The organism is Achromobacter mucicolens, from assembly GCF_902859725.1.
GTDB lineage: Bacteria > Pseudomonadota > Gammaproteobacteria > Burkholderiales > Burkholderiaceae_B > Achromobacter > Achromobacter mucicolens.
This window is the reverse complement of sequence record NZ_CADIJP010000005.1, coordinates 17,843-41,951: the sequence shown is the minus strand read 5'-3', so window position 1 is coordinate 41,951 and position 24,109 is coordinate 17,843. Positions and strand designations below refer to the sequence as shown.

At 65.9% G+C, this 24,109-nt stretch carries 23 protein-coding genes; 17 read left to right on the top strand and 6 right to left on the bottom strand.

Features of this window, described 5'->3' with window-relative positions; all coding sequences use genetic code 11:
- The first annotated feature begins 39 nt into the window (after positions 1-39).
- From HV786_RS07290 to HV786_RS07275, 4 genes are all read left to right on the top strand, one after another.
- Positions 40-429: a hypothetical protein gene (locus HV786_RS07290; protein ID WP_175210430.1), complete on the top strand. Its 390-nt coding sequence runs from the start codon at positions 40-42 to the stop codon at positions 427-429.
- Between the two features lie 9 nt (positions 430-438).
- Positions 439-660, top strand: a complete 222-nt coding sequence (locus tag HV786_RS07285) for a hypothetical protein (RefSeq protein ID WP_056318016.1) — start codon at positions 439-441, stop codon at positions 658-660.
- 121 nt (positions 661-781) lie between these two features.
- Positions 782-2,353, top strand: coding sequence for a hypothetical protein (locus HV786_RS07280; protein ID WP_254599459.1), 1,572 nt, complete (start codon positions 782-784; stop codon positions 2,351-2,353).
- Positions 2,354-2,410: 57 nt separating this feature from the next.
- Positions 2,411-3,169 carry a ProQ/FinO family protein gene (locus HV786_RS07275; protein WP_254599458.1) on the top strand — a complete coding sequence of 253 codons (759 nt, stop codon included), beginning with the start codon at positions 2,411-2,413 and terminating at the stop codon, positions 3,167-3,169.
- An 87-nt stretch (positions 3,170-3,256) separates the two neighbouring features.
- Here the strand turns inward: HV786_RS07275 and HV786_RS07270 are convergent, their stop codons facing one another.
- From HV786_RS07270 to garD, 4 genes are all read right to left on the bottom strand, one after another.
- Positions 3,257-3,853, bottom strand: coding sequence for a DUF4202 domain-containing protein (locus HV786_RS07270; RefSeq protein WP_128829306.1), 597 nt, complete (start codon positions 3,851-3,853; stop codon positions 3,257-3,259).
- 563 nt (positions 3,854-4,416) lie between these two features.
- Positions 4,417-5,394 carry a Bug family tripartite tricarboxylate transporter substrate binding protein gene (locus HV786_RS07265; RefSeq protein WP_128829050.1) on the bottom strand — a complete coding sequence of 326 codons (978 nt, stop codon included), beginning with the start codon at positions 5,392-5,394 and terminating at the stop codon, positions 4,417-4,419.
- A gap of 71 nt (positions 5,395-5,465) precedes the next feature.
- Positions 5,466-6,515: an SMP-30/gluconolactonase/LRE family protein gene (locus HV786_RS07260; RefSeq protein WP_128829051.1), complete on the bottom strand. Its 1,050-nt coding sequence runs from the start codon at positions 6,513-6,515 to the stop codon at positions 5,466-5,468.
- Positions 6,516-6,576: 61 nt separating this feature from the next.
- Positions 6,577-8,145, bottom strand: coding sequence for a galactarate dehydratase (gene garD, locus HV786_RS07255; RefSeq protein ID WP_128829052.1), 1,569 nt, complete (start codon positions 8,143-8,145; stop codon positions 6,577-6,579).
- 242 nt (positions 8,146-8,387) lie between these two features.
- On the opposite strand from garD, the gene kdgD (HV786_RS07250) reads away from it, so the two are divergent.
- Together kdgD (HV786_RS07250) and HV786_RS07245 are read left to right on the top strand one after the other, a co-directional pair.
- Entirely contained in the window at positions 8,388-9,302 is a 915-nt protein-coding gene (gene kdgD, locus HV786_RS07250) for a 5-dehydro-4-deoxyglucarate dehydratase (RefSeq protein WP_062839421.1), read from the top strand.
- Between the two features lie 118 nt (positions 9,303-9,420).
- Positions 9,421-11,004, top strand: coding sequence for an aldehyde dehydrogenase (NADP(+)) (locus tag HV786_RS07245; protein WP_175210428.1), 1,584 nt, complete (start codon positions 9,421-9,423; stop codon positions 11,002-11,004).
- 121 nt (positions 11,005-11,125) lie between these two features.
- Here HV786_RS07245 and HV786_RS07240 read toward each other — a convergent pair whose 3' ends face one another.
- A complete protein-coding gene (locus HV786_RS07240; protein ID WP_175210426.1) occupies positions 11,126-12,049 on the bottom strand; it encodes a LysR family transcriptional regulator in 924 nt (307 codons plus the stop codon).
- Positions 12,050-12,114: 65 nt separating this feature from the next.
- On the opposite strand from HV786_RS07240, the gene HV786_RS07235 reads away from it, so the two are divergent.
- Positions 12,115-12,732, top strand: coding sequence for a LysE family translocator (locus HV786_RS07235; RefSeq protein ID WP_128829048.1), 618 nt, complete (start codon positions 12,115-12,117; stop codon positions 12,730-12,732).
- A gap of 71 nt (positions 12,733-12,803) precedes the next feature.
- Here the strand turns inward: HV786_RS07235 and HV786_RS07230 are convergent, their stop codons facing one another.
- On the bottom strand, positions 12,804-13,790 hold the full coding sequence (locus tag HV786_RS07230) for a Bug family tripartite tricarboxylate transporter substrate binding protein (protein ID WP_128829049.1): 987 nt from the start codon (positions 13,788-13,790) through the stop codon (positions 12,804-12,806).
- A gap of 274 nt (positions 13,791-14,064) precedes the next feature.
- Here HV786_RS07230 and kdgD (HV786_RS07225) point away from each other — a divergent pair, with 274 nt between their 5' ends.
- From kdgD (HV786_RS07225) to HV786_RS07180, 10 genes are all read left to right on the top strand, one after another.
- On the top strand, positions 14,065-14,979 hold the full coding sequence (kdgD, locus tag HV786_RS07225) for a 5-dehydro-4-deoxyglucarate dehydratase (protein ID WP_062839416.1): 915 nt from the start codon (positions 14,065-14,067) through the stop codon (positions 14,977-14,979).
- Between the two features lie 248 nt (positions 14,980-15,227).
- The gene (locus tag HV786_RS07220; protein WP_056318037.1) at positions 15,228-15,953 is read left to right on the top strand and encodes a FadR/GntR family transcriptional regulator; all 726 of its coding nucleotides are present in this window, start codon (positions 15,228-15,230) and stop codon (positions 15,951-15,953) included.
- Between the two features lie 392 nt (positions 15,954-16,345).
- The gene (locus tag HV786_RS07215; protein ID WP_128829053.1) at positions 16,346-17,362 is read left to right on the top strand and encodes an amino acid ABC transporter substrate-binding protein; all 1,017 of its coding nucleotides are present in this window, start codon (positions 16,346-16,348) and stop codon (positions 17,360-17,362) included.
- A gap of 96 nt (positions 17,363-17,458) precedes the next feature.
- Positions 17,459-18,667, top strand: coding sequence for an aminotransferase class I/II-fold pyridoxal phosphate-dependent enzyme (locus HV786_RS07210; protein WP_128829054.1), 1,209 nt, complete (start codon positions 17,459-17,461; stop codon positions 18,665-18,667).
- A 30-nt stretch (positions 18,668-18,697) separates the two neighbouring features.
- Positions 18,698-19,861 carry an amino acid ABC transporter permease gene (locus HV786_RS07205; RefSeq protein ID WP_175210544.1) on the top strand — a complete coding sequence of 388 codons (1,164 nt, stop codon included), beginning with the start codon at positions 18,698-18,700 and terminating at the stop codon, positions 19,859-19,861.
- Position 19,862: 1 nt separating this feature from the next.
- The gene (locus HV786_RS07200) at positions 19,863-20,963 is read left to right on the top strand and encodes an amino acid ABC transporter permease (RefSeq protein WP_056318045.1); all 1,101 of its coding nucleotides are present in this window, start codon (positions 19,863-19,865) and stop codon (positions 20,961-20,963) included.
- 18 nt (positions 20,964-20,981) lie between these two features.
- Positions 20,982-21,722, top strand: a complete 741-nt coding sequence (locus HV786_RS07195) for an amino acid ABC transporter ATP-binding protein (protein WP_056318048.1) — start codon at positions 20,982-20,984, stop codon at positions 21,720-21,722.
- Between the two features lie 167 nt (positions 21,723-21,889).
- Positions 21,890-22,447 carry a carboxymuconolactone decarboxylase family protein gene (locus tag HV786_RS07190; protein ID WP_128829056.1) on the top strand — a complete coding sequence of 186 codons (558 nt, stop codon included), beginning with the start codon at positions 21,890-21,892 and terminating at the stop codon, positions 22,445-22,447.
- Between the two features lie 21 nt (positions 22,448-22,468).
- The gene (locus tag HV786_RS07185; protein WP_128829057.1) at positions 22,469-23,266 is read left to right on the top strand and encodes an ABC transporter ATP-binding protein; all 798 of its coding nucleotides are present in this window, start codon (positions 22,469-22,471) and stop codon (positions 23,264-23,266) included.
- The gene (locus HV786_RS07180) at positions 23,263-24,108 is read left to right on the top strand and encodes an ABC transporter permease (protein WP_128829058.1); all 846 of its coding nucleotides are present in this window, start codon (positions 23,263-23,265) and stop codon (positions 24,106-24,108) included. The genes HV786_RS07185 and HV786_RS07180 overlap by 4 nt, the downstream gene beginning before the upstream one ends.
- Position 24,109: the final 1 nt, after the last annotated feature.

Sequence of the window (24,109 nt, the reverse complement as noted above, 5' to 3'; positions counted from 1 at the left end):
GGTTGTTTTCTATCTTTTGTTCCCCAAAGGAGCGATGCGATGCGAGTAAAACACCTGCTTGGCCCAGCGACCGTAGTCCTCTCGATGCTGTTCGGGTCGGCTGTCACGGCCGCACCCGCGGAGCCTGCCCCGATCGTCACGGGCAAGCACTGGACCGAATCCGACGCCAATCTCAAGAAGGCCTATCTGCTGGGCATGGCCAACGTCCTTGAGGTCGAAAGGGCCTATCAGCAACGCCGTGCCGTGCCGGATACCCAGACCCTGGTGCCCAAGTTCTCCATGGGTCTTCAGAACCAGACGCTGGACTCCGTGCGCGATACCGTCGACCGCTGGTATGCCGCCAATCCGAGCCGATTGGATCGCCCTGTCGTGGAGACGATCTGGTTTGAGATCGTCATGCCCGCCACGAAGACGAAACGCACCCCCTAGGAGCCCGCCATGAAGACGATCCGCACGATAGGTCTGGCCATTGCGATGGCATCGCTGGCCGCATGCACCAATATGACCAAGGAACAGCAAGGCACCGTCACGGGCGGCTTGATGGGCGCCGCGGCGGGCGCCGGCATTGCCGCCATCGCGGGCGGCAGCGCCTGGACGGGCGCCGCCATCGGCGGCGCGGCTGGCGGCATCGCGGGCAATATCCGCGGCGCGAACCAGTAATCCGAGCGTCACCGGCCTGATCCTCCAGGTCCCGAACGCCGGCTCGCGTGCAAGCGCCAGCCGGCGTTCATGCGTATGGGCTCCGCGTCCTCTCCCGTCCTCGCCCCCCTCTGCCGCGCGCATGGCTACCCGCGGCGGCCAGAGGCTGCTACGCTTTGCGCCGCAACTTCACCCGGGCGATGCGGATGTTCCCTCGATGATGTACCTGCTGTGGTCCCTGCCGGCGCTAACCGTGATCGCCGCGATCGCGAGCGGGCGCGTCAACACCACCGTTGCGGCGGCGCTGGGCCTGTTGGGGGCCCTGCCCATCGCGCTGCTTGCGGCGCCTGCCCCTTTTGCGCCTTGGCAACTGGCCGTTGCGCTGGAACGCGGGCTCTGGATCGGATGGATCATCACCCCCTACATCCTGGGCGGCCTGCTGTTCTGGCAGATGGCGGCGCAGGGGCACGCGTCCGTTGACATGCCGGGCGCGGCACCCGGCGCCACGGTGCGCGGCACGCCGGACGCGGGGAGCCCCGACGCGCTGGCGAAGCGCCGGCTGCTGTTCTTTGCCTGTTTCCTGATCGGCCCTTTCGCCGAATCCGCAACGGGTTTCGGCGTGGGCATGCTGGGCACCGTGATGCTGATCCGTCCGCTCGGCCTCAGGGCCCGCGAGGTCATGGTGTTTGCGCTGCTCAGCCAGACGCTGATTCCGTGGGGCGCGATGGGCAGCGGCACGCTGCTGGCTTCGGCCTATGCGCGCGTGCCGCCCACGCAACTTGCGCTTTACAGCATGGTGCCCGTCGCGCTGCTGATGGGCGTGTGGCTGGCGCTGTACTGGCGCACCGCCACGCGCGCGGGGTTGTCTGCGCCGGCCGCCGAGCGGGTCCGCGAGGCCGGCTGGATGGCCGCGAGCCTGGCCTTGCTGGCCGCTGCGACGGCGCTTTTGGGACCGGAAACGGCGCTGCTCGCGGCGTACGGACCACTGATCGTGCTGCGCTTTCTGGCGGACCGCCGGCCCGGCCGCAGCGAGGCGCTGCGGGCAGCGCGCCGCGCGTTGCCCTACATCGCCCTCATCGCCTGGCTGGTCGCCACGCGGCTCGTGCCCGGCCTGAATCGCGGCCTTGCAGACCTGGCGGCTTTGCGCCCGTATGCGGACCTGCCGCCCTGGATGCCGTTTCTGCACGCCGGAAGCTGGCTGATCGCCGGTGCCCTGGTCCTGGCCGCCTGGCAGCGACATCCGGGCGCCGTGCGGACGCAGGCGCGCGCCGCCTGGATGACCGGACGGCACGCCGTCATGTCCGTATTCCTGTTTGCCATGATGGCCGAGGTGCTGGCTGGCGCGGGCATATCGCGGGCGTACGCCGACGGCCTCTTTGCGAGCCTGCGCGACTGGACTATCCTGATCACGCCGCTGCTGGCCGGCGCGTTCGGCATCCTGGCCAACAGCGGCAACGCGCCAAACAGCCTGTTCATGCCATCCCAGCTATCATTAGCGCTTCAGGCTGGCCTGAGCGTGCCCGCAGCTGCCGCGCTGCTGCACGTTTCGGGCACGTCGATGGGGATTTTTTCGCCGGTTCGGATGTCGATTGCGGCCGGTTTGGCGCATGGCCGGGGGCAGGAACGCGGCGTGTATGTTCTACTACTGCCGTTTGCCCTGGCCGCGTTCGGCATTCTGCTGTCGCTGGCGCTGCTCGTGATCCTCTCCGGGTAGCGGTTTTCACGGCATAGCAGTTACGCTCGCCGCCTCAACCTTTTTTTTGTGTAGCACATGGGACTAGAACAATTAGCCGCGATCCGGGAATTGCTTATCAAGCAGTCGCCTGACAAGGCAGGCTCCAAGAACGAATCGCGTCCGCAAGGCACCGACAAGCCGCGCCGCCCGCAGGGCGCCGCCAAGGGTCCGCGTCCGCAGACCGGCGACAAGGCCAAGCGCGCGCAAGGCGGTGACAAGGGCCAGCGTGCGCCGCGTCCCGAAAAGCGTGAGTCGCCGGTCGATCCCGTGGTCGTCGCCATTTCGCGCCTGCAACGGCACTTTCCCAAGGCGTTTCCCAAGAACCCCGCGCCCAAGCTTCCGCTCAAGCTGGGCGTGCTGGCGGACCTGGTGCAGCACGCCGAGCAATTGCAGCTCGACGAGGCGCAGATCAAGGAAGCCGTCAAGACGTGGTGCGATGGCCGCCGCTACTGGGCCAGCATGGTCGAGGACGCGCCGCGCGTGGACCTGAACGGCGAACCCGCCGGCGCCGTGACCGCCAACGAAGCGCGTCACGCCAAGCGCATGGCCTCGCGCAATGCGTCGCGCAACGCCGCGCGCGCCCGCGCCGAGAAAAAGGCCCAGGCGTCCGCCGAACAACCGCCCGCGCCTGCTGGTGACGCCGCGCCTGACACGCAACCTGCCGACGCGACGTCCGCAGACGTGAAAACGGTGGACGTGAAAGCCGCGGATGTGAAAGCGGAAGGTGCAACGCCGGCAGACGTCACGCCTGCCGACGTCAAGCCCGAAGACGTCAAGCCCCAAGCGTCCGAATAAGCCCGCGCTAAGCAGTTCAGGCCTGCGCGCGGCCGGGACAACGTTTCCCGGCCGCGCGCAGGCCTTTCTGCATGGACGCAGCAGTATCTAGCCTGCCGGCTCCAGCGCCGCCAGCGCCTGCTTGATGTAGCCCATGCCCCGATCCGAATAGGTCAGCGTCATGGCCTGCTGATGCCCCGCGCCATCCATCTTCAGCAGCGACTTACGCAGGATCTCAACGATCTTGTCTTCGTGGGCGGGATAAAACGACTCGTACTGGTATTGCAAAAACACCAGGCACAGCGCGTTCTCCATCACCTGCACGTCCGGGTCCTGCTTGATTCCCTGCTTCATCAGGATCGCCGCCACGCGGTCGCAGTCCGCTTGCGGATAGCCGGCTTCCTGCATGATCTGTTGCGCGATTGCCGCGTGATGCCTGGCCAACGCCTTGCGCCACGTCAGGTAACCGATGCGGCCTTCGGGATAGCTGGCGCGCGCAATTTCCCAGCGGCCGATGTGCTGGCACCGGGACGCCAGGACCAGCGGCTCGGACGCGTCAGGCGCCAGCTTCATCACCCATTCGTGCAGCTTCTGCGCAAGAAACAGCTCCTGCGGACAGGACTGGCCTTCCCACGTGAACACATTAGGATCGGCGGCGTTGTACTCGTCGAAACGGCGCAGGGTCTGCTGCAGGCGGTCGTTCATGGGATGTCGTTGTCAGGAAGCCCGGCGTGCGTTGGCCAAGGCGAAGTGGATCAGGTGCAAGGAAGCCATGATACCTGCGGCGTGTGGCCTTTTCGGATCTATCGAGGCAATGCCGGCGCGGGCGTCAGCGGGCCCACGGGGGCTTGGCCAGGCCGCGGCGGCATGGGCGGCAGCCATGTCCGCGTGGGAGGTTTCAGCCCCGGTTGATTCTGAGGCCGCACCGGCGTTTCCGTCGCGGGAGGATAGCGAGAGCCCGGGCATGACGTGCCCAGGCAGTCCCGGTTGAGTTTGCCCGGGTCCACGATGCGCGGGCAGTCGGTGCCCAGACACGTGTCTGGTATGGTGCGCGCCGATGCGGGCGGCTTTGGCGCCGTGGGCAGCGGATCGCGCGCGATCGCAGGCGGGCTTGCCAAGGCGGACAGCGCCGTCAGCGACCCCAAGGCCGCCGCGGCGAACAGGGATTTCATCGTTAGGCTCCACGGGAATCGGTCCGGGCCGAAGCCCGGACACGATCCCAGTGTGCCCCCGATCGCCCGCCCCTAGCAAGACGCGGGCCGGGCCGATCAGTCCAGGCGGATGTCGGTGCTGGCAACGACCTTGGCCCAGCGGGCGCGTTCGCTGCCGAAGAACTGCGCAAGTTCCGCGGGGCTCTTGGTGATGATCTCGGCGCCCTGCTCGTTCAACTGCGCCGTGACGTCCGGCTGGGTGACGATCTGCGCCATCAGCGTCTGCAGTTGTGCTGCCACCGGATCGGTCATGTTGGACGGGGCCATCACGCCCTGCCACGTGCCCGACTCGAAGCCCTTCACGCCCTGCTCGGAGATGGTCGGAATGTCCGGCACCAGCTTCATGCGCTCGCTCTTGGAAATCGCGATCGCGCGCAGCTTGCCGGACTTGATGTGCGGCAGCGTGGCCAGCAGGCCGTTCATGATGATCTGCGTCTGGCCGCCGATGGTGTCGGTGACCGCCTGCGAACCGCCCTTGTACGGCACGTATTCCCACTGCGCGCCGGTCGCCTGCTGAACCGCGACAGCCGCCAGGTGCGGCGCGCTGCCGATCGCGGTGACGGCAAAGTTGATGCGTTCTTTCTTGGACAGCTCGACCAGATCCTGCACGGTGTTGGCCTTCACGTCGGGATGCACGGCCAGCACGTGCGGCGAATACGCCAGCATGCCCACCGCGCGCAGGTCCTTGGACGGATCAAAGGTCAGCTTGGTGTAGACGGACGGGCTGATTGCCAGCGCGCCGACGTCGCACAGCAGCACCGTATGGCCTTCCTGCGCCGACTGCACCACCAGGCCGGCGCCCAGGTTGCCGTTGGCGCCGGGCTTGTTCTCGACGACCACGGTCTGTTTGAGCACTTCGGCCAGCCGGGGCGCCAGGATGCGCGCGATGATGTCCGACGAGCCGCCGGGCGGGTAAGGCACCACGATGCGCACGGGGCGCGTCGGCCATTGCGCCGATTGCGCCCACGCCGGCACCAGCGGCGTCAGGCAAAGCGCTGCGGCGCTGCCCAGGAACTGTCTTTTGCTCGGGTTCATGCTGTCTCCACACTGATTGGTATGTGTGTTGAAGTGTCCCGCGGCCAGGTGAGGCCGCGGTGGGGATATGCCTATGCCGCGCCGCGGGTCTCCACGTACAGGGCATAGAGCGAATGGCTGCTCGCCATGAAAAGGCGGTTGCGCTTGGCGCCGCCAAAACACAGGTTGGCGCACCGCTCGGGCAGCCGGATGTGCCCGATGGGTTTGCCGGCGGGGTTAAAGACCATCACGCCGTCCAGTTCCTCGGGCTTGGCGTCGGCCGAGCCGTTGCTGCCCCAGCCGCACCACAGGTTGCCGGCCTCGTCGCACTTGATGCCGTCGATGGCGCCGGGACCCTGCGCATCGACGTGCAGGCGCTTGTTCGTCAGCGCGCCGTCCGCGCCCACATCGAAGGCCCAGATCACGCGGTTGGGCTGGTGGCGGGACTCGACGATGTAGAGCACCTTTTCGTCGGGCGAGAAGCACAGGCCGTTGGGCCCGGCCAGATCCGCCAGCGCCAGCGTCACGCGGCCATTGGCCGGATCGATGCGATAGACCGAATGCGGGAGCTCAGGCGTGGCCTTGTCGCCCTCCCAGTGCCCGCCGATCCCAAACGGCGGATCCGTGAACCAGATGGCGCCATTGCGCTGGCACACGATGTCGTTCGGCGAATTGAACTGCTTGCCATCAAAGCGGTCGGCCAGCACCGTGATGCTGCCGTCGTACTCCGTGCGCGTGACGCGGCGCGTCAGGTGCTCGCAGGTCAGCAGGCGGCCCTGGCGGTCGCGGGCAAGCCCGTTGCTGAAATTGGACGGCTGGCGGAATACGCTGATCTCGCCCGTGGTCTCGTCCCAGCGCAGGATGCGGTTATTGGGGATATCCGAAACCAGCAGATAACGTCCGTCCCCAAACCACACCGGCCCTTCCAGCCAGCGGAACCCGGTTGCAAGCTGCTCCACGCTGCTGCTGTAGATCCGGTACTTGGAGAATTCCGGGTCCAGGATCCGGACCGAGGGATCCGGATAGCGCTGCTGCGGGGTGAAGCTGAATGACTGCGCGTGCACGAGGCTGGCGGGCGCGAGTGCGAGCGCGGCGCCCAGCAGCCGGCGCCGGCCGGCCTGGACTTGCGGGTCAATTTCCATCGGCTGTCTCCTCTCGGTGGTTTTTTTTTGCGATGGCGCTACGGACGGGACGGATCCGCGATCAGGTCACGGGGCCCGGGTTGAACAGCGCCAGAGCGTTGTGCAGCTTGAGTTTTTCCGCACAGGTCTGTTTCTTGCCGCTGGCCACGTCCAGCATCATCTGAAAGAGCTGCCAGCCCACATCCTCGATCGAGGCCTGGCCCGTGGCGATGACGCCGGCATCGACGTCCATCAGGTCGTGCCAGCGGCGCGCCAGCGCGGAGCGCGTGGCGACTTTGATGACCGGCACCTGCGCCAGCCCGTAGGGCGTGCCGCGGCCGGTCGTGAAGATGTGCAGATTCATGCCGGCGGCAAGCTGCAGCGTGCCGCAGATGAAGTCGCTGGCAGGCGTGGCCGCAAAGATCAGGCCCTTGCGTGTCAGGCGGTCGCCGGGCGACAGCACGCCGTGGATGGGCGAGGAACCGGACTTGACGATCGACCCCATCGCCTTTTCGACGATGTTGGACAGACCGCCCTTCTTGTTGCCCGGACTGGTGTTGGCGCTGCGGTCGGCCATGCCGCGCTGCAGGTACGCGTCATACCAGGCCATCTCCCGGATCAGCGCGTCGGCGACTTCGGGCGTTTCGGCGCGGGCGGTGAGCTGGTCGATGCCATCGCGCACTTCAGTGTTCTCGGAGAACATCACGGTGCCGCCGGCGCGCACCAGCAGGTCGGTCGCAAAACCCACGGCCGGGTTGGCGGTCACGCCGGAGAACGCGTCGCTGCCGCCGCACTGCACACCGACGGTCAGGTCGGATACCGGGCAGGTTTCGCGCTGGCGGGCGTTCAGCTTTTGCAGGTGGCGCTCGGCCGTGCGCATGATGAGCTGGATCATCGAATCAAAGCCGATGTTCTCTTCGTCCTGCAGCACGATCGTCTCCACGCCGTTGCCGCCCATCCCTTCGCCGGCGCGGATCGGAATGGCGGTGGGCGCCAAGAGGCGTTCAGGCTGCAGCTTTTCACAGCCCAGGCTGACCACCATGGATGTGCCGCCAAAATTCGGGTTGCGGGCGATGTTGTGCAACGTGCGGATCGGAATCGCTGCGCCCGGCGCGTCGATGGCCACGCCGCAGCCGTAGGTGTGCTCGATGCCCACCACGTCGTCCACGTTCGGGTACAGCGGCAGCAGTTCTCGGCGGATGCGCGCGACCGCATGTTCGACCACGCCCTGCACGCACTGCACCGTGGTGCTGATGGCCAGGATGTTGCGCGTGCCCACGGTGCCGTCCGCGTTGCGGTAGCCCTGGAATGTATAGCCCTCCAGCGGCGGCAGGGGCGTCACGCGCGTGGACACCGGCAGGTCTTCCAGCGTGCGGGCGGTCGGCATCGTCGTGACGCGCTCGTTGATCCAGCTGCCACGCGGCAAGGACTTGGCGGCGTAGCCCACCACCACGTTGTAGCGTCTGACCTCATCGCCTTCGGCCAGATCGGTCAGCGCCACCTTGTGGCCTTGCGGCACGGCGTCCACCAACTGAAGCCCGTCGGGCAGAACGGTTCCGGCCGGCAAGCCGCCATCATTGGCCACGATGGCGACGTTGTCGTCGGGATGAATCTTGATGAGAACGGGCGTCTGCTCGACTGCAACCTGCATGCTGAATCCTTTAGCCTGATGGATGCCCCGCTGCGGGCACCGTACGTTATCGTACAACCAAGAGAATATCGCTGAAAGGCATCGGAAAGGAATTTCGGGTTTCCCCTTGTAAATGCCGCTTCGGCTGGGCGGACACCTTGAATCCGGCAAAATCATGTTGTACGATGACTCACCTTTTACCACCGCATCCCGTTCGCAAGCACCCTCTCCGCCTGCGACGGCCATTTTGGGATGAGCGCAACATGACGACTCCGCAGGAACTCAAGGCCATTGTTTCGGAAGGATTGCTTTCCTTCCCCGTGACCGACTTCGACCAGAACGGCGATTTCAACGCCAAGAGCTACGCGGCTCGTCTGGAATGGCTGGCCCCCTACGGCGCCACCGCCCTGTTCGCGGCAGGCGGCACCGGTGAGTTCTTCTCGCTGGCCCCCGAGGAATACTCGGACGTCATCCGCACCGCCGTCCAGACCTGCAAGGGCAAGGTGCCGATCCTGGCCGGCGCCGGCGGCCCCACCCGCACCGCCATCGCCTACGCCCAGGAAGCCGAGCGCCAAGGCGCCAAGGGCGTCCTGCTGCTGCCGCACTACCTGACCGAAGCCTCGCAGGACGGCATCGCCGCCCACGTCGAGCAGGTCTGCAAGTCCGTCAACATCGGCGTCATCGTCTACAACCGCGCCCAATCGCGCCTGTCGGCCGACAGCCTGGCCCGCCTGGCGGACCGCTGCCCCAACCTGGTCGGCTTCAAGGACGGCATCGGCGACATCGAATCCATGGTCCGCATCCGCCGCAAGATGGGCGACCGCTTCTCGTACCTGGGCGGCCTGCCTACCGCCGAAGTCTACGCCGCCGCCTACCGCGCGCTGGGCGTGCCGGTCTACTCGTCGGCCGTCTTCAACTTCGTGCCCAAGATGGCCATGGAGTTCTACAACGCCATCGCCGCCGGCGACAGTGACACCACCAACCGCCTGCTCGACGATTTCTTCCTGCCGTACCTGGAAATCCGTAACCGCAAGGCCGGCTACGCCGTCAGCATCGTCAAGGCCGGCGCCAAGCTGGTGGGCCACGACGCGGGCCCCGTGCGCGCGCCCCTGACCGACCTGACCGGCGAAGAAATGGAAATGCTCGCCGCCCTGATCAAGAAGTCCGGCGCCGAATAATCGGTCTGCACCGACGCCTTCTGTCTGCCCCCGGTCCGGGGGCATTTTTTTCCCCGGACCCGTCGGGGCGAAACCGCCCATCCCCTGGATCGGCGCCTATGAATTTTTGGAGATGACCATGAACCTGACCGGCCAGATGTTGATCGGCTCGACCGCCGTCCTGGGCGCGGGCGCTGCCCAGCACGCCATCAACCCCGCCACCGGCGAACGCCTGGACCCCGCCTACCCCGCCGGCTCCGCCGACGACGTGTCCCGCGCGGCCGAATTGGCCCGTGCCGCGTTCGATCCGTATCGCGCGCTGCCGCTGGAGACGCGCGCCCAATTCCTCGAAAGCATCGCCGAAGGCATCCTGGCGCTGGGCGACGCGCTGATCGAGCGCGCGCACCTGGAAACCGGCCTGCCCGTCGCCCGCCTGCAGGGCGAGCGCGGCCGCACCGTTGGCCAGCTTCGCCTGTTCGCCCGCGTGGTGCGCGACGGCTACTTCCTGGACGCGACCATTGATCCGGCCCAGCCCGAACGCCAGCCCCTGCCGCGCGCCGACCTGCGCCTGGCCAACGTTCCGCTCGGCCCGGTGGCCGTGTTCGGCGCCAGCAACTTCCCGCTGGCCTTCTCGGTGGCGGGCGGCGATACTGCCTCGGCACTGGCTGCCGGTTGCCCGGTAATCGTCAAGGCGCACAACGCGCACCCCGGCACGTCCGAACTGGTCGGCCGCGCCATCCAGCAGGCAGCGACCAAGCACGGGTTGCCCGAAGGCACCTTCTCGCTGCTGTTCGGCGCCGGCAATGAAATCGGCACCGCGCTGGCGACGCATCCGGCGATCACGGCCATCGGCTTCACCGGCTCGCGCCGTGGCGGCCTGGCGCTCGTGGCCGCCGCCAACGCCCGCCCCGTGCCGATTCCCGTCTACGCCGAAATGTCCAGCATCAACCCGGTGTTCCTGCTGCCGGCCGCGCTGGAAGCCCGTGCGGAGACCATCGCCAAGGGCTTCGTGGATTCGCTGTCGATGGGCGTGGGCCAGTTCTGCACCAACCCGGGTCTGGTGATCGGCATCGAAGGCCCGGCACTGGATCGTTTCCGCCAGGCCGCCGCCGAAGCCGTGAAAGCCAAGGGCGCCGCCACCATGCTGACGCCGGGCATCTTCTCGGCCTACGAGCAAGGCGCCGACGCGCTGGCGCGCCACGCCAGCGTGTCGACCGTCGGCCGCGGCGAACCGTCCAACCCGGCGTGCAACGCCGCGGGCGCCGTAGTGTTTGGCGCCAGCGCGGACCAGTTCCTGGCCTCGCACGAGCTGGAAGCCGAAGTGTTCGGCCCCGCCTCGCTGGTGGTGGCGTGCAAGGACGCAGCGCAGGTCCGCGCCGTGGCCGAGCATCTTGAAGGCCAACTTACCGCGACGCTGTTCGTGGACGACGCCGACGTGGACGCGGCCCGCGCGCTGCTGCCCGTGCTGGAACGCAAGGCCGGCCGCATCCTGGCCAACGGCTACCCGACCGGCGTGGAAGTCAGCCACGCCATGGTTCACGGCGGCCCGTTCCCGGCCACCTCGAACCCGGCCTCGACCTCGGTGGGCGCCACTGCCATCCGCCGCTTCCTGCGTCCGGTCTGCTATCAGGATCTGCCCGACGCCCTGCTGCCCGACGGCATCAAGCGCGCCAACCCGCTGGGCCTGACGCGCATGGTTGACGGCAAGCTGGCCAACGCCTGATCGCGTAACGCCGTAACGCTGGGCCGGACCGCAAGGTCCGGCTGACAACACCGGCCCGAGGGGGACGTCCGGCTTTCGGACGTCCCCCTCGGACCTTTCGCCATTCCCTGCCGCTTCGGCACTACGCCGCCTTGCGCAGCCAATCCAGCAGCGCCGCCTGCGGACTGCCCGGCGGCAGCGGCTGCGGGGCAAACAGGCAATAGCGCGATCCATCTTCGACGAATCCCATGGGCGCCGCCAGCACGCCGCTTTCCAGATCGTCGCGCACCAGCCGCCACGGGCCGATGGCAACGCCCAGGCCCGCGACCGCCGCCTGCAGACTGAAATAGAAATGATCGAATGTCTGGCCGGGCGCATCTGGCGCCGGCTTATCGGCCGCGGCCGCCCATTCGCGCCATGCGTCTGGCCGCGTGCGCGTGTGCAGCAGCGGCGCACCAGACTTCAACGAGCCGCCGGCTGTGCTGTCGTCGAACCAGTCCGCGAGCTTGCCGGGATGGCACACCGGGCCGACCTTTTCCGCAAACAGGGGCTCGACGTGATGGCTGTCCGGCCAGGTAAAGTCGTCGCGGCGGATGGCCAGGTCGATGCCGCTTGCAAATGAGAACGGCCCGCCACCCGCGACCAAATGCACTTCCATGTCCGGATGCCGGGCCTGGAAATCGGGCCAGCGCGGGATCAGCCAGCGCATCAGCAAGGTCGGCTCGCATGACAGCACCCAACGACGCCCGCTGCGGGCGCGGGCGCGCAGTTCGCCCACCGCCTGCCGCATCAAGTCCAGGCCGCTGCCCACGGCGCCGGACAGGGTGCGCCCCGCGTCCGTCAGGAACACGCGGCGGCTACGCCGCTCGAACAGCGCCATGCCCAGGTCGTCCTCCAGCAACCGCACCGCCCGGCTGACCGCGCCATGCGTCAGATGCAGCTCCGCGGCCGCGCGGCTGAAGTTTTCGTGGCGCGCCGCGGCCTCAAAGCAACGCAGCGCCAGCAGCGACGGCAGGCGCGCCTGCGAGGATGGTGATTTCAGCTCACCATTGCTGTCAGAAACCATCGTTATACGTCCTTGAGTCCCGTTGCTAGGATGCACGCCATTGATATTTCGCGAAAGGATACGCCATGACCGAACTGATAGCTGTCATCACAATCACGGTGCTTGCCGTCATAAGTCCGGGGCCGGACTTTGCGATGGTCACCCGCAACAGCCTGATGCTGTCGCGGCGCGCCGGCGTGCTGACGGCGCTGGGCATCGGCATGGGCGTGCTGGTGCACGTCGGCTACACGCTGGTCGGCGTGGGACTGCTGATCCAGCAATCGCTGTGGTTGTTCAACGCCATCAAACTGGCGGGTGCGGCCTATCTGGTGTATCTAGGCATGAAAATGCTGCGCACGCGGCCGGGCAGCGGCAACAGTAGCCGTGCCGCGGCGGCAATGTCGGACCTGGCGGCGCTGCGCACGGGCTTTCTTACCAACGCGCTGAATCCCAAGACCACGGTTTTCATCGTGAGTCTCTTCATGCAAGTCGTGCGGCCCGATACGCCGCTGGCGGTGCAGGTTGGCTATGGCGCCTTCATATCGCTGGCGCACGTGACGTGGTTCTGCCTGGTGGCGATGTGCTTTTCGTCGGACGGCGTGCGCCAACGGCTGCTGGCCGTGCGCCATTGGATAGACCGGATCTTCGGGGGGCTGCTGGTCGCGTTTGGTGTGCTGCTGGCGGTGGCCAGCGGGTCTCGGTAAGTGCGCAGCGCAAAAAAAAAGCCTGGCGAAGGATCTCTCCCGGCACCAAGCCTTCAGGACACGCCGCGCGATCACTGCGGCTTGAGTTTTCCGTCGGCGATGATCTTTGCCCACTTGGCCTGCTCGGCCGTCTGGAACGCGGTGAACTCGGCGGGCGTGTTCGGCGTGTAGGCCAGACCCAGGCCTTGCATCTTGGCGGCCACTTCCGGCTTGGCCACGATCTCGGCAATGGTCTTGTTCAGCTTGTCGACCACAGCGGGCGGCGTGTTGGCTGGCGCGTAAATGGCCTGCCAACTGCTCACGTCGAAGCCCGGCACCCCGGCTTCCTGCATGGTGGGCACATCGGGCAGCACGGCGGTGCGCTTGGCCGACGTCACAGCCAGCGCGCGCACCTTGCCGCTTTGGACGTAAGGCAGCGCGACCAGCGCGGTTTCGAACGAGCTGGGGATCTGGCCGCCGATCAGGTCCGAAATGGCCGGCGCGCTGCCGCGGTACGGCACGTGCGTCAGGTGCGCGCCCGTCAGCTGCTTGAACACTTCGCCCGACAGATGCTGGGACGTGCCCTGCCCGGCCGAGCCGAACGCGATCGTGTCGGGATTGGCCTTGGCGGCGGCGACGACATCCTGCACGGACTTATACGGCTGGTTGGCGCCCACTAGCAGCACATTGGAAATGCTGCCCAGCAGAATGACCGGCGAGAAATCCTTGGCCGCGTTGTAGTTGATGCTGGGCAGCAGCGACGGGTTGATTGCATGCGTGGCGATCGTGCCCAACAGCAGCGTGTAGCCGTCCGGCTTGGCTCGCGCCACGGCGTCGGCGCCGAGCACGCCGCCGGCGCCACCCTTGTTTTCAACGACGACGGTCTGCTTGAGCGTCGTGCCCAGTTCCTGCGCGATCAGGCGGCCCAGGATGTCGGACGTGCCCCCGGCCGCAAACGGAACGACCAGCGTGATGGCCTTGGCGGACGGCCAGTCATCGGCGGCGTGGACAGGTGCGGCAAACGCGGTGGCGACGGCCAGGACGGCCGACAGGCGGCTCAACAGGGGAAATGCCTTCAAACTTGTCTCCTAGAGGTATGGAATTGTCGTCGTTCTTGTACGTTGTCGTACGACAATGAATCGCGAGAATAGCGTGGCGGCTTTTCGCGATCAATCTAGGGAAATTCCTATATCGTTAGCGGTCGATGCACCTGTTGTACGACAACATCTTCCCAACGAAGCCGTTGCCGTACCAGCTTGTATGTTGTACGATGACATACATCGCGGGTTCGATAACGCCGCGGCACGGCATCACCGCCTTTTCATACCCCTTTCTCTTATTTGGAAGACAGCCATGACGACTCCCCAGGAACTCAAAGCCATCGTCTCGGAAGGATTGCTTTCCTTCCCCGTGACCGACTTCGACCAGAACGGCGATTTCAACGCCAAGAGCTATGCGGCTCGTCTGGAATGGCTGGCCCCCTACGGCGCCACCGCCCTGTTCGCGGCAGGCGGCACCGGTGAGTTCTTCTCGCTGGCCCCCGAGGAATACTCGGACGTCATCCGCACCGCCGTCCAGACCTGCAAGGGCAAGGTGCCGATCCTGGCCGGCGCCGGCGGCCCCACCCGCACCGCCATCGCCTACGCCCAGGAAGCCGAGCGCCAAGGCGCCAAGGGCGTCCTGCTGCTGCCGCACTACCTGACCGAAGCCTCGCAGGACGGCATCGCCGCCCACGTCGAGCAGGTCTGCAAGTCCGTCAACATCGGCGTCATCGTCTACAACCGCGCCCAATCGCGCCTGTCGGCCGACAGCCTGGCCCGCCTGGCGGACCGCTGCCCCAACCTGGTCGGCTTCAAGGACGGCATCGGCGACATCGAATCCATGGTCCGCATCCGCCGCAAGATGGGCGACCGCTTCTCGTACCTGGGCGGCCTGCCTACCGCCGAAGTCTACGCCGCCGCCTACCGCGCGCTGGGCGTGCCGGTCTACTCGTCGGCCGTCTTCAACTTCGTGCCCAAGATGGCCATGGAGTTCTACAACGCCATCGCCGCCGGCGACAGTGACACCACCAACCGCCTGCTCGACGATTTCTTCCTGCCGTACCTGGAAATCCGTAACCGCAAGGCCGGCTACGCCGTCAGCATCGTCAAGGCCGGCGCCAAGCTGGTGGGCCACGACGCGGGCCCCGTGCGCGCGCCGCTGACCGACCTGACTGGCGAAGAGATGGAAATGCTGGACGCCCTGATCAAGAAGTCCGGCGCCGAGTAAGGCCTATGCTTGCCTGATTGCCCGAACGCCCTCCTATGGAGGGCGTTTTGCTTATTGATGCAAAGAAAAGTTGGCGGAATCCGCCCCGTATGTTGTCATATGGCCCTCTCGCTTTCCTGCGGCCGCGACCTTGCGCGTGGCTAATCCCGATGGGCCGGACACCCGCGAGGCATTCCAGGAACGCGTAAACTTGCGGCTGCGCCAAGCCTGCCACGCCTTGCCCGCAGCGATTTCCCATAAGAGAGACAATGCAAACTCCCGCCCGGCCTCCCCGTTCGCGCCTGACCGATTTCGTCATCGAGGAACTGACCAAGCGCCTTGATGCGCGCCAGTACCGCGCCGGCGACAAGCTGCCTTCCGAACACGCGCTGTGCGATGAATTCGAAGTCAGCCGCACCGTCATTCGTGAAGCCGTGGCCTCCATGCGCCTGAGCGGACGCCTGGTCAGCAAACCCGGCATCGGCGTCTTCGTCACCGAAGACCGCGAAAAACCCATCGATTTCGTCGTCGAACCCGCGACGGATCCGCGCTGGGCGCTGCACATCATGGAATTGCGCGCGGGCCTCGAAGTGGAAGCCTGTGGCCTGGCGGCCGAGCGCCGCAGCGCTTCGGACCTGAGCAGCATCGTCGAAGCCTTCGACGCCTTCAACCGTGCCACGCGCGACATGGAAGCAGCCGTGAAGGCCGACTACGAATTCCACCTGTCGATCGCCCGCGCGTCGAACAACCCGCACTTTCCGGCGCTGCTGAAGGCTGCGGTGCGCGACGTGATGCTGGATCTGAACATCAAGCACGGCGGCAAGACGCCCGAAGAACTTGAAACGTACGAAACCCGCAACGTGCGCGAGCACGAAGCCATCCTGACCGCCATCATGCGCCGCGATCCCGGCGCCGCGCGGGCCGCCATGGCCCGCCATCTGGGCGACAGCATTGCGCGCTACCGCAAGCTGCTGTCGCATCCTCCGGCGGCGTAAGCCCGACGTTTACTCCCTGCCCGTAATGCCAATTACGGGAATCCCCTTACTTGTTTACTTGTATGACGGCTGCCATCATACGTCTTATTGCATAACGTAATACGACGTTGGCCTCGTTACCGCCAGCGTCTTCCGCGACTGTAAGACCTGCCGTACCAGTGCCGCCGATGAGCCCGATTCCTACCCTCCGCAGTACGTATCTCCCCTACGCCACGCGCATCCACCGGCGCACCGCCTGACCGGCCCCGTCGGCCACCCCTCCTCCTTATTGCCTTACCCCGTCCGAATGCGCGACGCGCCCTCCCCGGCCTGCCGGGGCGGTCCCCGCACGCTTGGCCGTTTCCGTCCCTCCCGCTTTTCCTAACTTTTTTCGATCTCCAGGAGAAATCTCCATGCGCAAGTTTTTGAGCTCCGCCATTGCGGCGACCCTGCTGTGCGTTGCTTCCGGCGCGCAAGCCGGCGTGACCTTTGACGCCGTCAAGAAAAAGGGCTTCCTGCAGTGCGGCTTTGCCGGCATCCCCGGCTTCTCGGTGCTCGACAGCAAGGGTGAATGGACCGGCCTGGACGTGGACATGTGCCGTGCCGTCGCCGCCGCCATGTTCGGCGACGCCTCCAAGGTGAAGGGCAATGTGCTGACCGCCCAGGCGAAGTTCACGGCGCTGCAGTCCGGCGAGATCGACATGTTGTCGCGCAACACCACGCAGACGCTGACCCGCGACACCACGCTGGGCCTGATCGGCGTGGGCGTGAACTTCTATGACGCCCAGGGCCTGATCGTGAAGAAGGCAATGAACGTCAAGAGCGTGAAGGAACTGGACGGCGCCACCATCTGCGTGCAGCCCGGCACCACCACCGAACTGAACCTGGCCGACTACTTCCGCAGCCGCGGCCTGACCTTCAAGCCGGTGCTGGTCGAGAACTACGACGAAAACTTCCGTCTGCTGGAATCGGGCCGCTGCGATGCCTACACCAACGACAAGTCCAACACCGCCGCCAACATGCGCACGCGCCTGGCCAACCCCGACGACTGGGAAATCCTGACCGAGAACCTGTCCAAGGAACCGCTGGGCCCGATGGTCCGCCAGGGCGACGAGCAGTGGTTCAACATCGTGCGCTGGTCGCTGAACGCGATGCTGGAAGCCGAGGAATACGGCATCACGTCCAAAAACGTCGATGAAATGTTGAAGAGCACCAACCCCAATGTCCAACGCATCCTGGGCGTGACGCCCGGCATGGGCAAGAACCTGGGCCTGGACGACAAGTGGGCCTACAACATCATCAAGCAGGTCGGCAACTACGGCGAAAGCTATGACCGTGCAATGGGCAAGGAAAGCCCCCTCAAGCTGGACCGCGGCCTGAACAAGCTGTGGACGCAAGGCGGCCTGATGTACGGCTGGCCGGTGCGCTAAGCGCGCTTTACGCGGCTCCGCCAGATGCGGAGCCGCATTTCATTTCCCGGCGTGCGGGTCCGCCCCGCGCCAGATCACTCTTTACGCAGCATCACCATGAACAGCATCGTCAACGCCCGACTCAAACAGATCAAACCCTCGCCCAGCATGGCCGCCAAGATCGTCGTGGACGAACTCCGCCGCCAAGGCCGCGAGATCGCCGACTTCACGCTGGGCGAGCCCGACATGCCCACGCCCGCGCACATCGCGCGCGCCGGCCAGGAAGCCATCGCGGGCGGCGACATCCGCTACACCAGCCCGAACGGCACCGTGGGCCTGCGCACCGCCATCGCCAACAGCCTCGAACAGACCCTGGGCGTGCGCTACGGCATGGACCAGATCACCGTGGGCGCGGGCGCCAAGCAGATCATCGCGGCCGCGCTGACAGCCAGCCTGGAGCCGGGCGACGAAGTCATCGTCTGCGCGCCGTACTGGGTGTCCTACCCGGACATGGTGTTGCTGGGCGAAGGCAAGCCGGTCGTGGTGACCGGCCCCGAATCGCAAGGCTTCAAGCTGGACGCGGCCACGCTGGAAGCGGCCATCACGCCGCGCACGCGCTGGCTGATCCTGAATTCGCCCAGCAACCCCAGCGGCGCGGTCTATAGCGCGGAAGAACTGCGCGCGCTGACCGACGTGCTGGTGCGCCATCCCCACGTGTGGATCCTGAGCGACGAGATCTACGCGCCCTTCACCTACAGCGGCCAGGCGCACGCCTCGCCCGTGCAGGTCGAACCGCAGCTCATCGGCCGCACGCTCATCGTGAACGGCATGTCCAAGTCCTACGCCATGACCGGCTGGCGCGTCGGCTACGGCGCCGGCCCGGCCGAGCTCATCAAGGCCATGAGCACCGTCATGTCGCAAAGCACGTCGTGCCCCAGCGCGATTTCGCAGGCGGCCGCGCAGGCCGCATTGGAAGGCGATCAGTCCAGCGTCACGGAAATGGTCGAGATCTTCAAGAAGCGCCGGAACCTCATCGTGAGCCGCCTGAATGCCATCCCCGGCATTTCGTGCGCCATGCCGGACGGCGCGTTCTACGTGTACGCCAACGTGCAGGGCTTGATCGGCAAGAATGGGCCCGACGGCGAGCTGAAGACCGACCTGGACGTCAGCCTGTTCTTCCTGCGCGAGGCCGGCGTGGCCGTGATCGACGGCGGTTCGTATGGGCTGTCGCCGTACGTGCGCTTCTCGTTCGCGACCTCCACCGAGGTCATCGAACAGGGCATGGACCGCCTTGCCGCCGCCGTCGGCGCATTGATGGCGGGCTGAACCGTGGCGCAGCACTCCGCTCAACACCCGGTGCGGCGCCCGCCCAGCCGGGTTTCCTGGAACGATCCGGCCACGCGGGCGGTCGTCTACCAGGCGCTGGCCCTCGCGCTGGTCGGGGCCGCCGTCTGGTTCCTGGTGCACAACACGCTGCACAACCTGTCGCTGCGCAACATCGCGACGGGTTTCGGCTTTCTGAACCGCGAGGCCGGTTTTGCCATCGGCGAAACCGTCATCGCCTACTCGCCCGCTGATACCTACGGACGCGCCATCTTCGCCGGCATCCTGAACACGCTGCGCGTCGGGCTGCTGGCGCTGGTGGCCGCGACCATTCTGGGCGTGTTCATCGGCATCGGTCGCCTGTCCAAAAACTGGCTGGTCAACAAGATCACCTCGGTCTACGTCGAGGTGATGCGCAACGTGCCGCTCTTGCTGCAGCTTTTCTTCTGGTACGCGCTCATCACCGAGAACATGCCCGGGCCGCGCCAGGCGCACAACCCGCTGCCGGGCGTCTTCATCTCCAACCGCGGCCTGAAGGTGCCGGGGCTGGAAGGCGCGTCGCTGGACTGGGTGCTGGGCGGACTGGCGCTGGCCATCTTGGCGATCATCGCCGTGAGCCACTGGGCCACGAAGCGCCAGGAAGCGACGGGGCAGCCTTTCCGGCTGGGCCGCGTGGCCATCGGTTTCTTGATCGCGTTTCCCGGCATCGGCTGGCTGGCCAGCGGCGCATCGCTGACGCTGGACATGCCGGCGCTCAAGGGCTTCAACTTTGTCGGCGGCCTGACGCTGACGCCGGAGTTCGTCGCCCTCTTCCTGGGCCTGACCGTCTATACATCCGCCTTCATCGCCGAAGTCGTGCGCTCAGGCATCCAGGCGGTCAACAACGGCCAGTGGGAAGCCGCCGGCTCGTTGGGCCTGCCGCGCCGGCTGGTGCTGCGCCTGGTGATCCTGCCGCAGGCGCTGCGCGTCATCATCCCCCCGATGACGAGCCAGTACCTGAACCTGTTGAAGAACAGTTCGCTGGCGGTGGCGATCGGCTATCCGGACATCGTGTCTGTCGTGAACACCACGCTGAACCAGACCGGCCAGGCCATCGAAGGCATCCTCATCATCATGGCCGCCTACCTCACGGTCAGCCTGTCGATCTCGATATTCATGAATTGGTACAACAAGCGCATCGCGCTGGTGGAGCGTTGAGATGAGCAGCACTACGCAAACCCTGGGCGCCGACCTCGCCCCGCCCGGCGCGCAAAGCGGCGCCTGGGCCTGGATGCGGTCGCGCCTGTTCTCCTCGCCGCTCAACATCCTGATCACCGTGCTGCTGGCATGGTGCCTCCTGATGGCGCTGCCGGCGCTGGTGGAATGGGCCTTCATCAAGGCCAGTTTTGACGCCACCAATGCGCAGGAATGCCGCGCGGCAGGCGGCGCGTGCTGGGCGTTCATCATCGAAAAGCATCGGCTCATCCTGTTCGGCACCTATCCGTTCGACGAGCAATGGCGGCCGCTGATCGCCACCGGCATCCTGATTGCGGTGATCGTGGCAAGCGGCATGCGCCGTTTCTGGAACGGCAAGCTGGCGCTCATCTGGACGCTGGGTCTGGCGGCCGTCGCCGTGCTGATGTGGGGCGGCGTGTTTGGCCTGACCTACGTCGAAAACGCCCGCTGGGGCGGCCTGCCGCTGACCCTGATCCTGGCCACCTTCGGCATCGCCTTCGCGTTTCCGGTCGGCGTGCTGCTGGCCCTGGGCCGCCGGTCGAAGATGCCGGCGATCAAGGCGCTGTGCGTCGTGTACATCGAGCTGATCCGCGGCGTGCCGCTCATCAGCCTGCTGTTCATGTCGTCGGTCATGCTGCCGCTTTTTCTGCCGGAAGGCTTCACCATCGACAAGCTCTTGCGCGCGCAGATCGCGATCATCATGTTCGCCGCGGCCTACATCGCGGAAACGGTGCGCGGCGGCCTGCAGGCCATTCCGAAGGGCCAGTACGAAGGCGCGGATTCGCTGGGTCTGAACTACTGGCAGCAGATGCGCAAGATCATCCTGCCGCAGGCGCTCAAGATCGTGATCCCGCCGCTGGTGGGCATCTTCATCAGCCTGTTCAAGGACACGTCGCTGGTCGTCATCATTGGCATTTTCGACCTGACGCTGGCGGCCAAGGCGGCCCTGTCCGACGCGGCATGGCGAGGTTTCGGGGTGGAGGCCTATCTCTTCATCTCGCTCATCTACTTCGTCTTCTGCTATTCCATGTCCAAATACAGCCGCGCGCTCGAGCAGCGCCTGGCCACCGGGCACGCCCGGTAAACCCGAAGGAGAACAGGCATGTCCGATGCCATCATTCGTCTGCAGGACGTGAACAAGTGGTACGGCCAGTTCCACGTGCTGCGCAACATCAACCTGAACGTCGCCCAGGGCGAGCGCATCGTGGTGTGCGGCCCGTCGGGCTCGGGCAAGTCCACGATGATCCGCTGCATCAACCGGCTGGAAGAGCACCAGAAGGGCCAGATCATCGTCGACGGCACCGAGCTGACCAGCGATCTGAAGCACATCGAAACCATCCGCCGCGAGGTCGGCATGGTGTTCCAGCACTTCAACCTGTTCCCGCACCTGACCGTGCTGGAAAACCTGACGCTGGGGCCCATGTGGGTGCTCAAGCAGTCGCGCGCCCAGGCCGAGGCCACCGCCATGAAGTATCTGGAGCGCGTGCGCATCCCGGATCAGGCCGCCAAGTTCCCCGGCCAGCTCTCGGGCGGCCAGCAGCAGCGCGTGGCGATCGCGCGGTCGCTGTGCATGAACCCGAAGGTCATGCTGTTTGACGAGCCCACGTCGGCGCTTGACCCGGAAATGGTCAAGGAAGTGCTGGACGTGATGGTGACGCTGGCGCAAGAGAGCGGCATGACGATGATCTGCGTGACGCACGAAATGGGCTTTGCACGCAAGGTTGCCAACCGCGTCATCTTCATGGACCGCGGCGAGATCATCGAAGAGAACAATCCCGACGACTTCTTCGATCACCCGCAGAGCGAGCGGACCAAGCTGTTCCTGAGTCAGATCCTGCACTGAGGCGGCGGGCGATCAGGGGCTGCAGCGTGGGGCAGCCCATCGCGGGACACGCGCAGGCGAACCTGCCGTGTCCTGCATGCCCATATACATATGTGATATCGGTATTTTTCACGCGGCGGCATGTCTCTTAGGATTTCAGCGTTCTTTATCCCCACGCTGGAGCCGCATTGTCACGCCTCTCTCCCCTGGATCCCGCCAAGCTCGATCCCGCCACCGCCCAATTGTTCAACCAGCTTCTGCAGGACTATGGCCCCTACGCGAATATGCTCAGCGCCTTCGCGCCGAGGCCGCCGGCCCTGCAGCACTTTTTCTCGTATCTGGTGCAGTCGCGCGAAGACGGGCTGATATCGCCGCGCCACCTTGAAATCGCGCTGCTGACCGCATCCAAGGCCCACGCCTGCCATTACTGCGTCACGCTGCACACGCCCAAGCTGGCCGCGCACGGCATTTCCCAGGACGCCATCGACCGGCTTCTGGAACCGCAAGTGCCCGGGCTGGACGACAAGGACCTGGTGGTGCGCGACTACGCCGTTCTGGTCACGCTGACGCCGTCCAAGGTCAGCGATGCGTTCTACGCAAAGCTGCAATCGTTCTTCAGCGAGGAGCAGATCGTCGAACTGACCATCCGCATCGCGCTGTGCAGCTTCTTCAAGCGCTTCAACGAAGCACTTGAAGTGCCGCACGAAGACGTGGTGGCGCTGGAACTGGGCCACCGCGCGGCTTGAGGCGGCGCGCAGTTGTTTGCCATGAGCCCTACCCCGCCCCTGAAGCTCGAGATCCGCAACCTATCCAAGCGCTTCCAGACCGACACCGGCCCGGTCCAGGTACTGGACGACATCAGCCTGAACGCCGCCAGCGGCGAATTCGTCAGCATCATCGGCCCTTCCGGCTGCGGCAAGTCCACGCTGTTCAACATCCTGACCGGCCTGCTGGAACACGACGCCGGTACGATCGCGCTGGACGGCCGTGCGCTTCCACACCTGCGCGGCCGCGTCGGCTATATGCTGCAGCGCGACCTGCTGATGCCGTGGCGCACCGTGCTGGACAACGTGCTGGTGGGCCTGGAGATCCGCGGCGCGCCCAAGGCCGAATCCGTCGAACGCGCGCGTGAATACCTGGACACCTTTGGCCTGCTGCCGTTCCAGGACAGCTATCCGAAGGCGTTGTCCGGTGGCATGCGCCAGCGCGTGGCCCTGGCGCGCACGCTGCTGCCCGACCCGGACGTGCTGCTTCTGGACGAGCCGTTCTCGGCGCTTGATTACCAGACCCGCCTGTTCCTGGAATCCATGCTGGCGGACACCGTCAGCAAACAGGGCAAGACCGTGGTGCTGGTCACGCACGACATCGACGAGGCCATCGCGCTATCCGAGCGCATATTCGTCCTGAGCGCCCGGCCCGGCCGCCTGAAAAGCGAGCATCGCATCGAGCTGGGCACGCGCTCGCCGCTGCATGCGCGCCACGACAGCCGCTTCCCTGGCTATTTTGACCTGCTGTGCCAGGAACTCGACATACAGACCGCCCGCAAGGACGGCACTCACGCATGACCCAGTCCACCGCATCCCTTGCCCCGGGCGTCGCCACGTCCGCGCCCGCGCGCCGGCGAAATGGCTTTCTTGTCCCTGTCCTGGCGACTCAGCTTGTCATTCTTGCCGTGCTCTTCGGCGCGTGGGAAGCCGCCGTGCGCACCGGCGCGGTCTCTGGCTTTCTGTTCGGATCCCCGGCGGGCGTCGTGCAGGCGGCGTGGAAGCTGATTCTGTCCGGCGAACTCTGGGAACACGCCAACTACACGCTGTGGGCGTCGGCCGCCGGCTTCGTCGTCGGCACCGTCGTGGGCACCATCCCGGGTCTGGCGCTGTGGTATTCCCCCTATGGCGCCAAGGTGGTCGAACCCTTCCTGGTCGCGATAAACAGCGTGCCCAAGATCGCGTTCGCGCCGCTGGTGATCCTGTGGTTCGGCACAGGCCTCATTTCGAAGGTGGCCCTGTCGATCTCCTTGACGTCCATCGTCGCGCTGCTGGCCGCCTTTCAGGCCGCCAAGGACGCAGACCCGGACATTCAGAAGATGCTGGTGTCGCTCGGCGCCACCAAGAGGCAGATCTTTGCCAAGGTCGTCGTGCCATCCGCGCTACCCGCCATCATCGCCACGTTCCGCATCAACATCGGCTTCGCGCTGGTGGGCACGGTCGTGGGCGAATTCATCTCGTCCAAGTACGGCCTGGGCCACATCATCTTTGTCGCCTCGTCGCTCTATGACCTGAACACGGTCTGGGTCGGCATCTTCTCGCTGATGGCGCTGGGCTTTGTCCTGTACGCCGGCGTTGACGTTGCCGAAAAGCGCCTGCTGCGCTGGAAAGACCAGACCTACGCCACCCAATTCAAACTGTGAA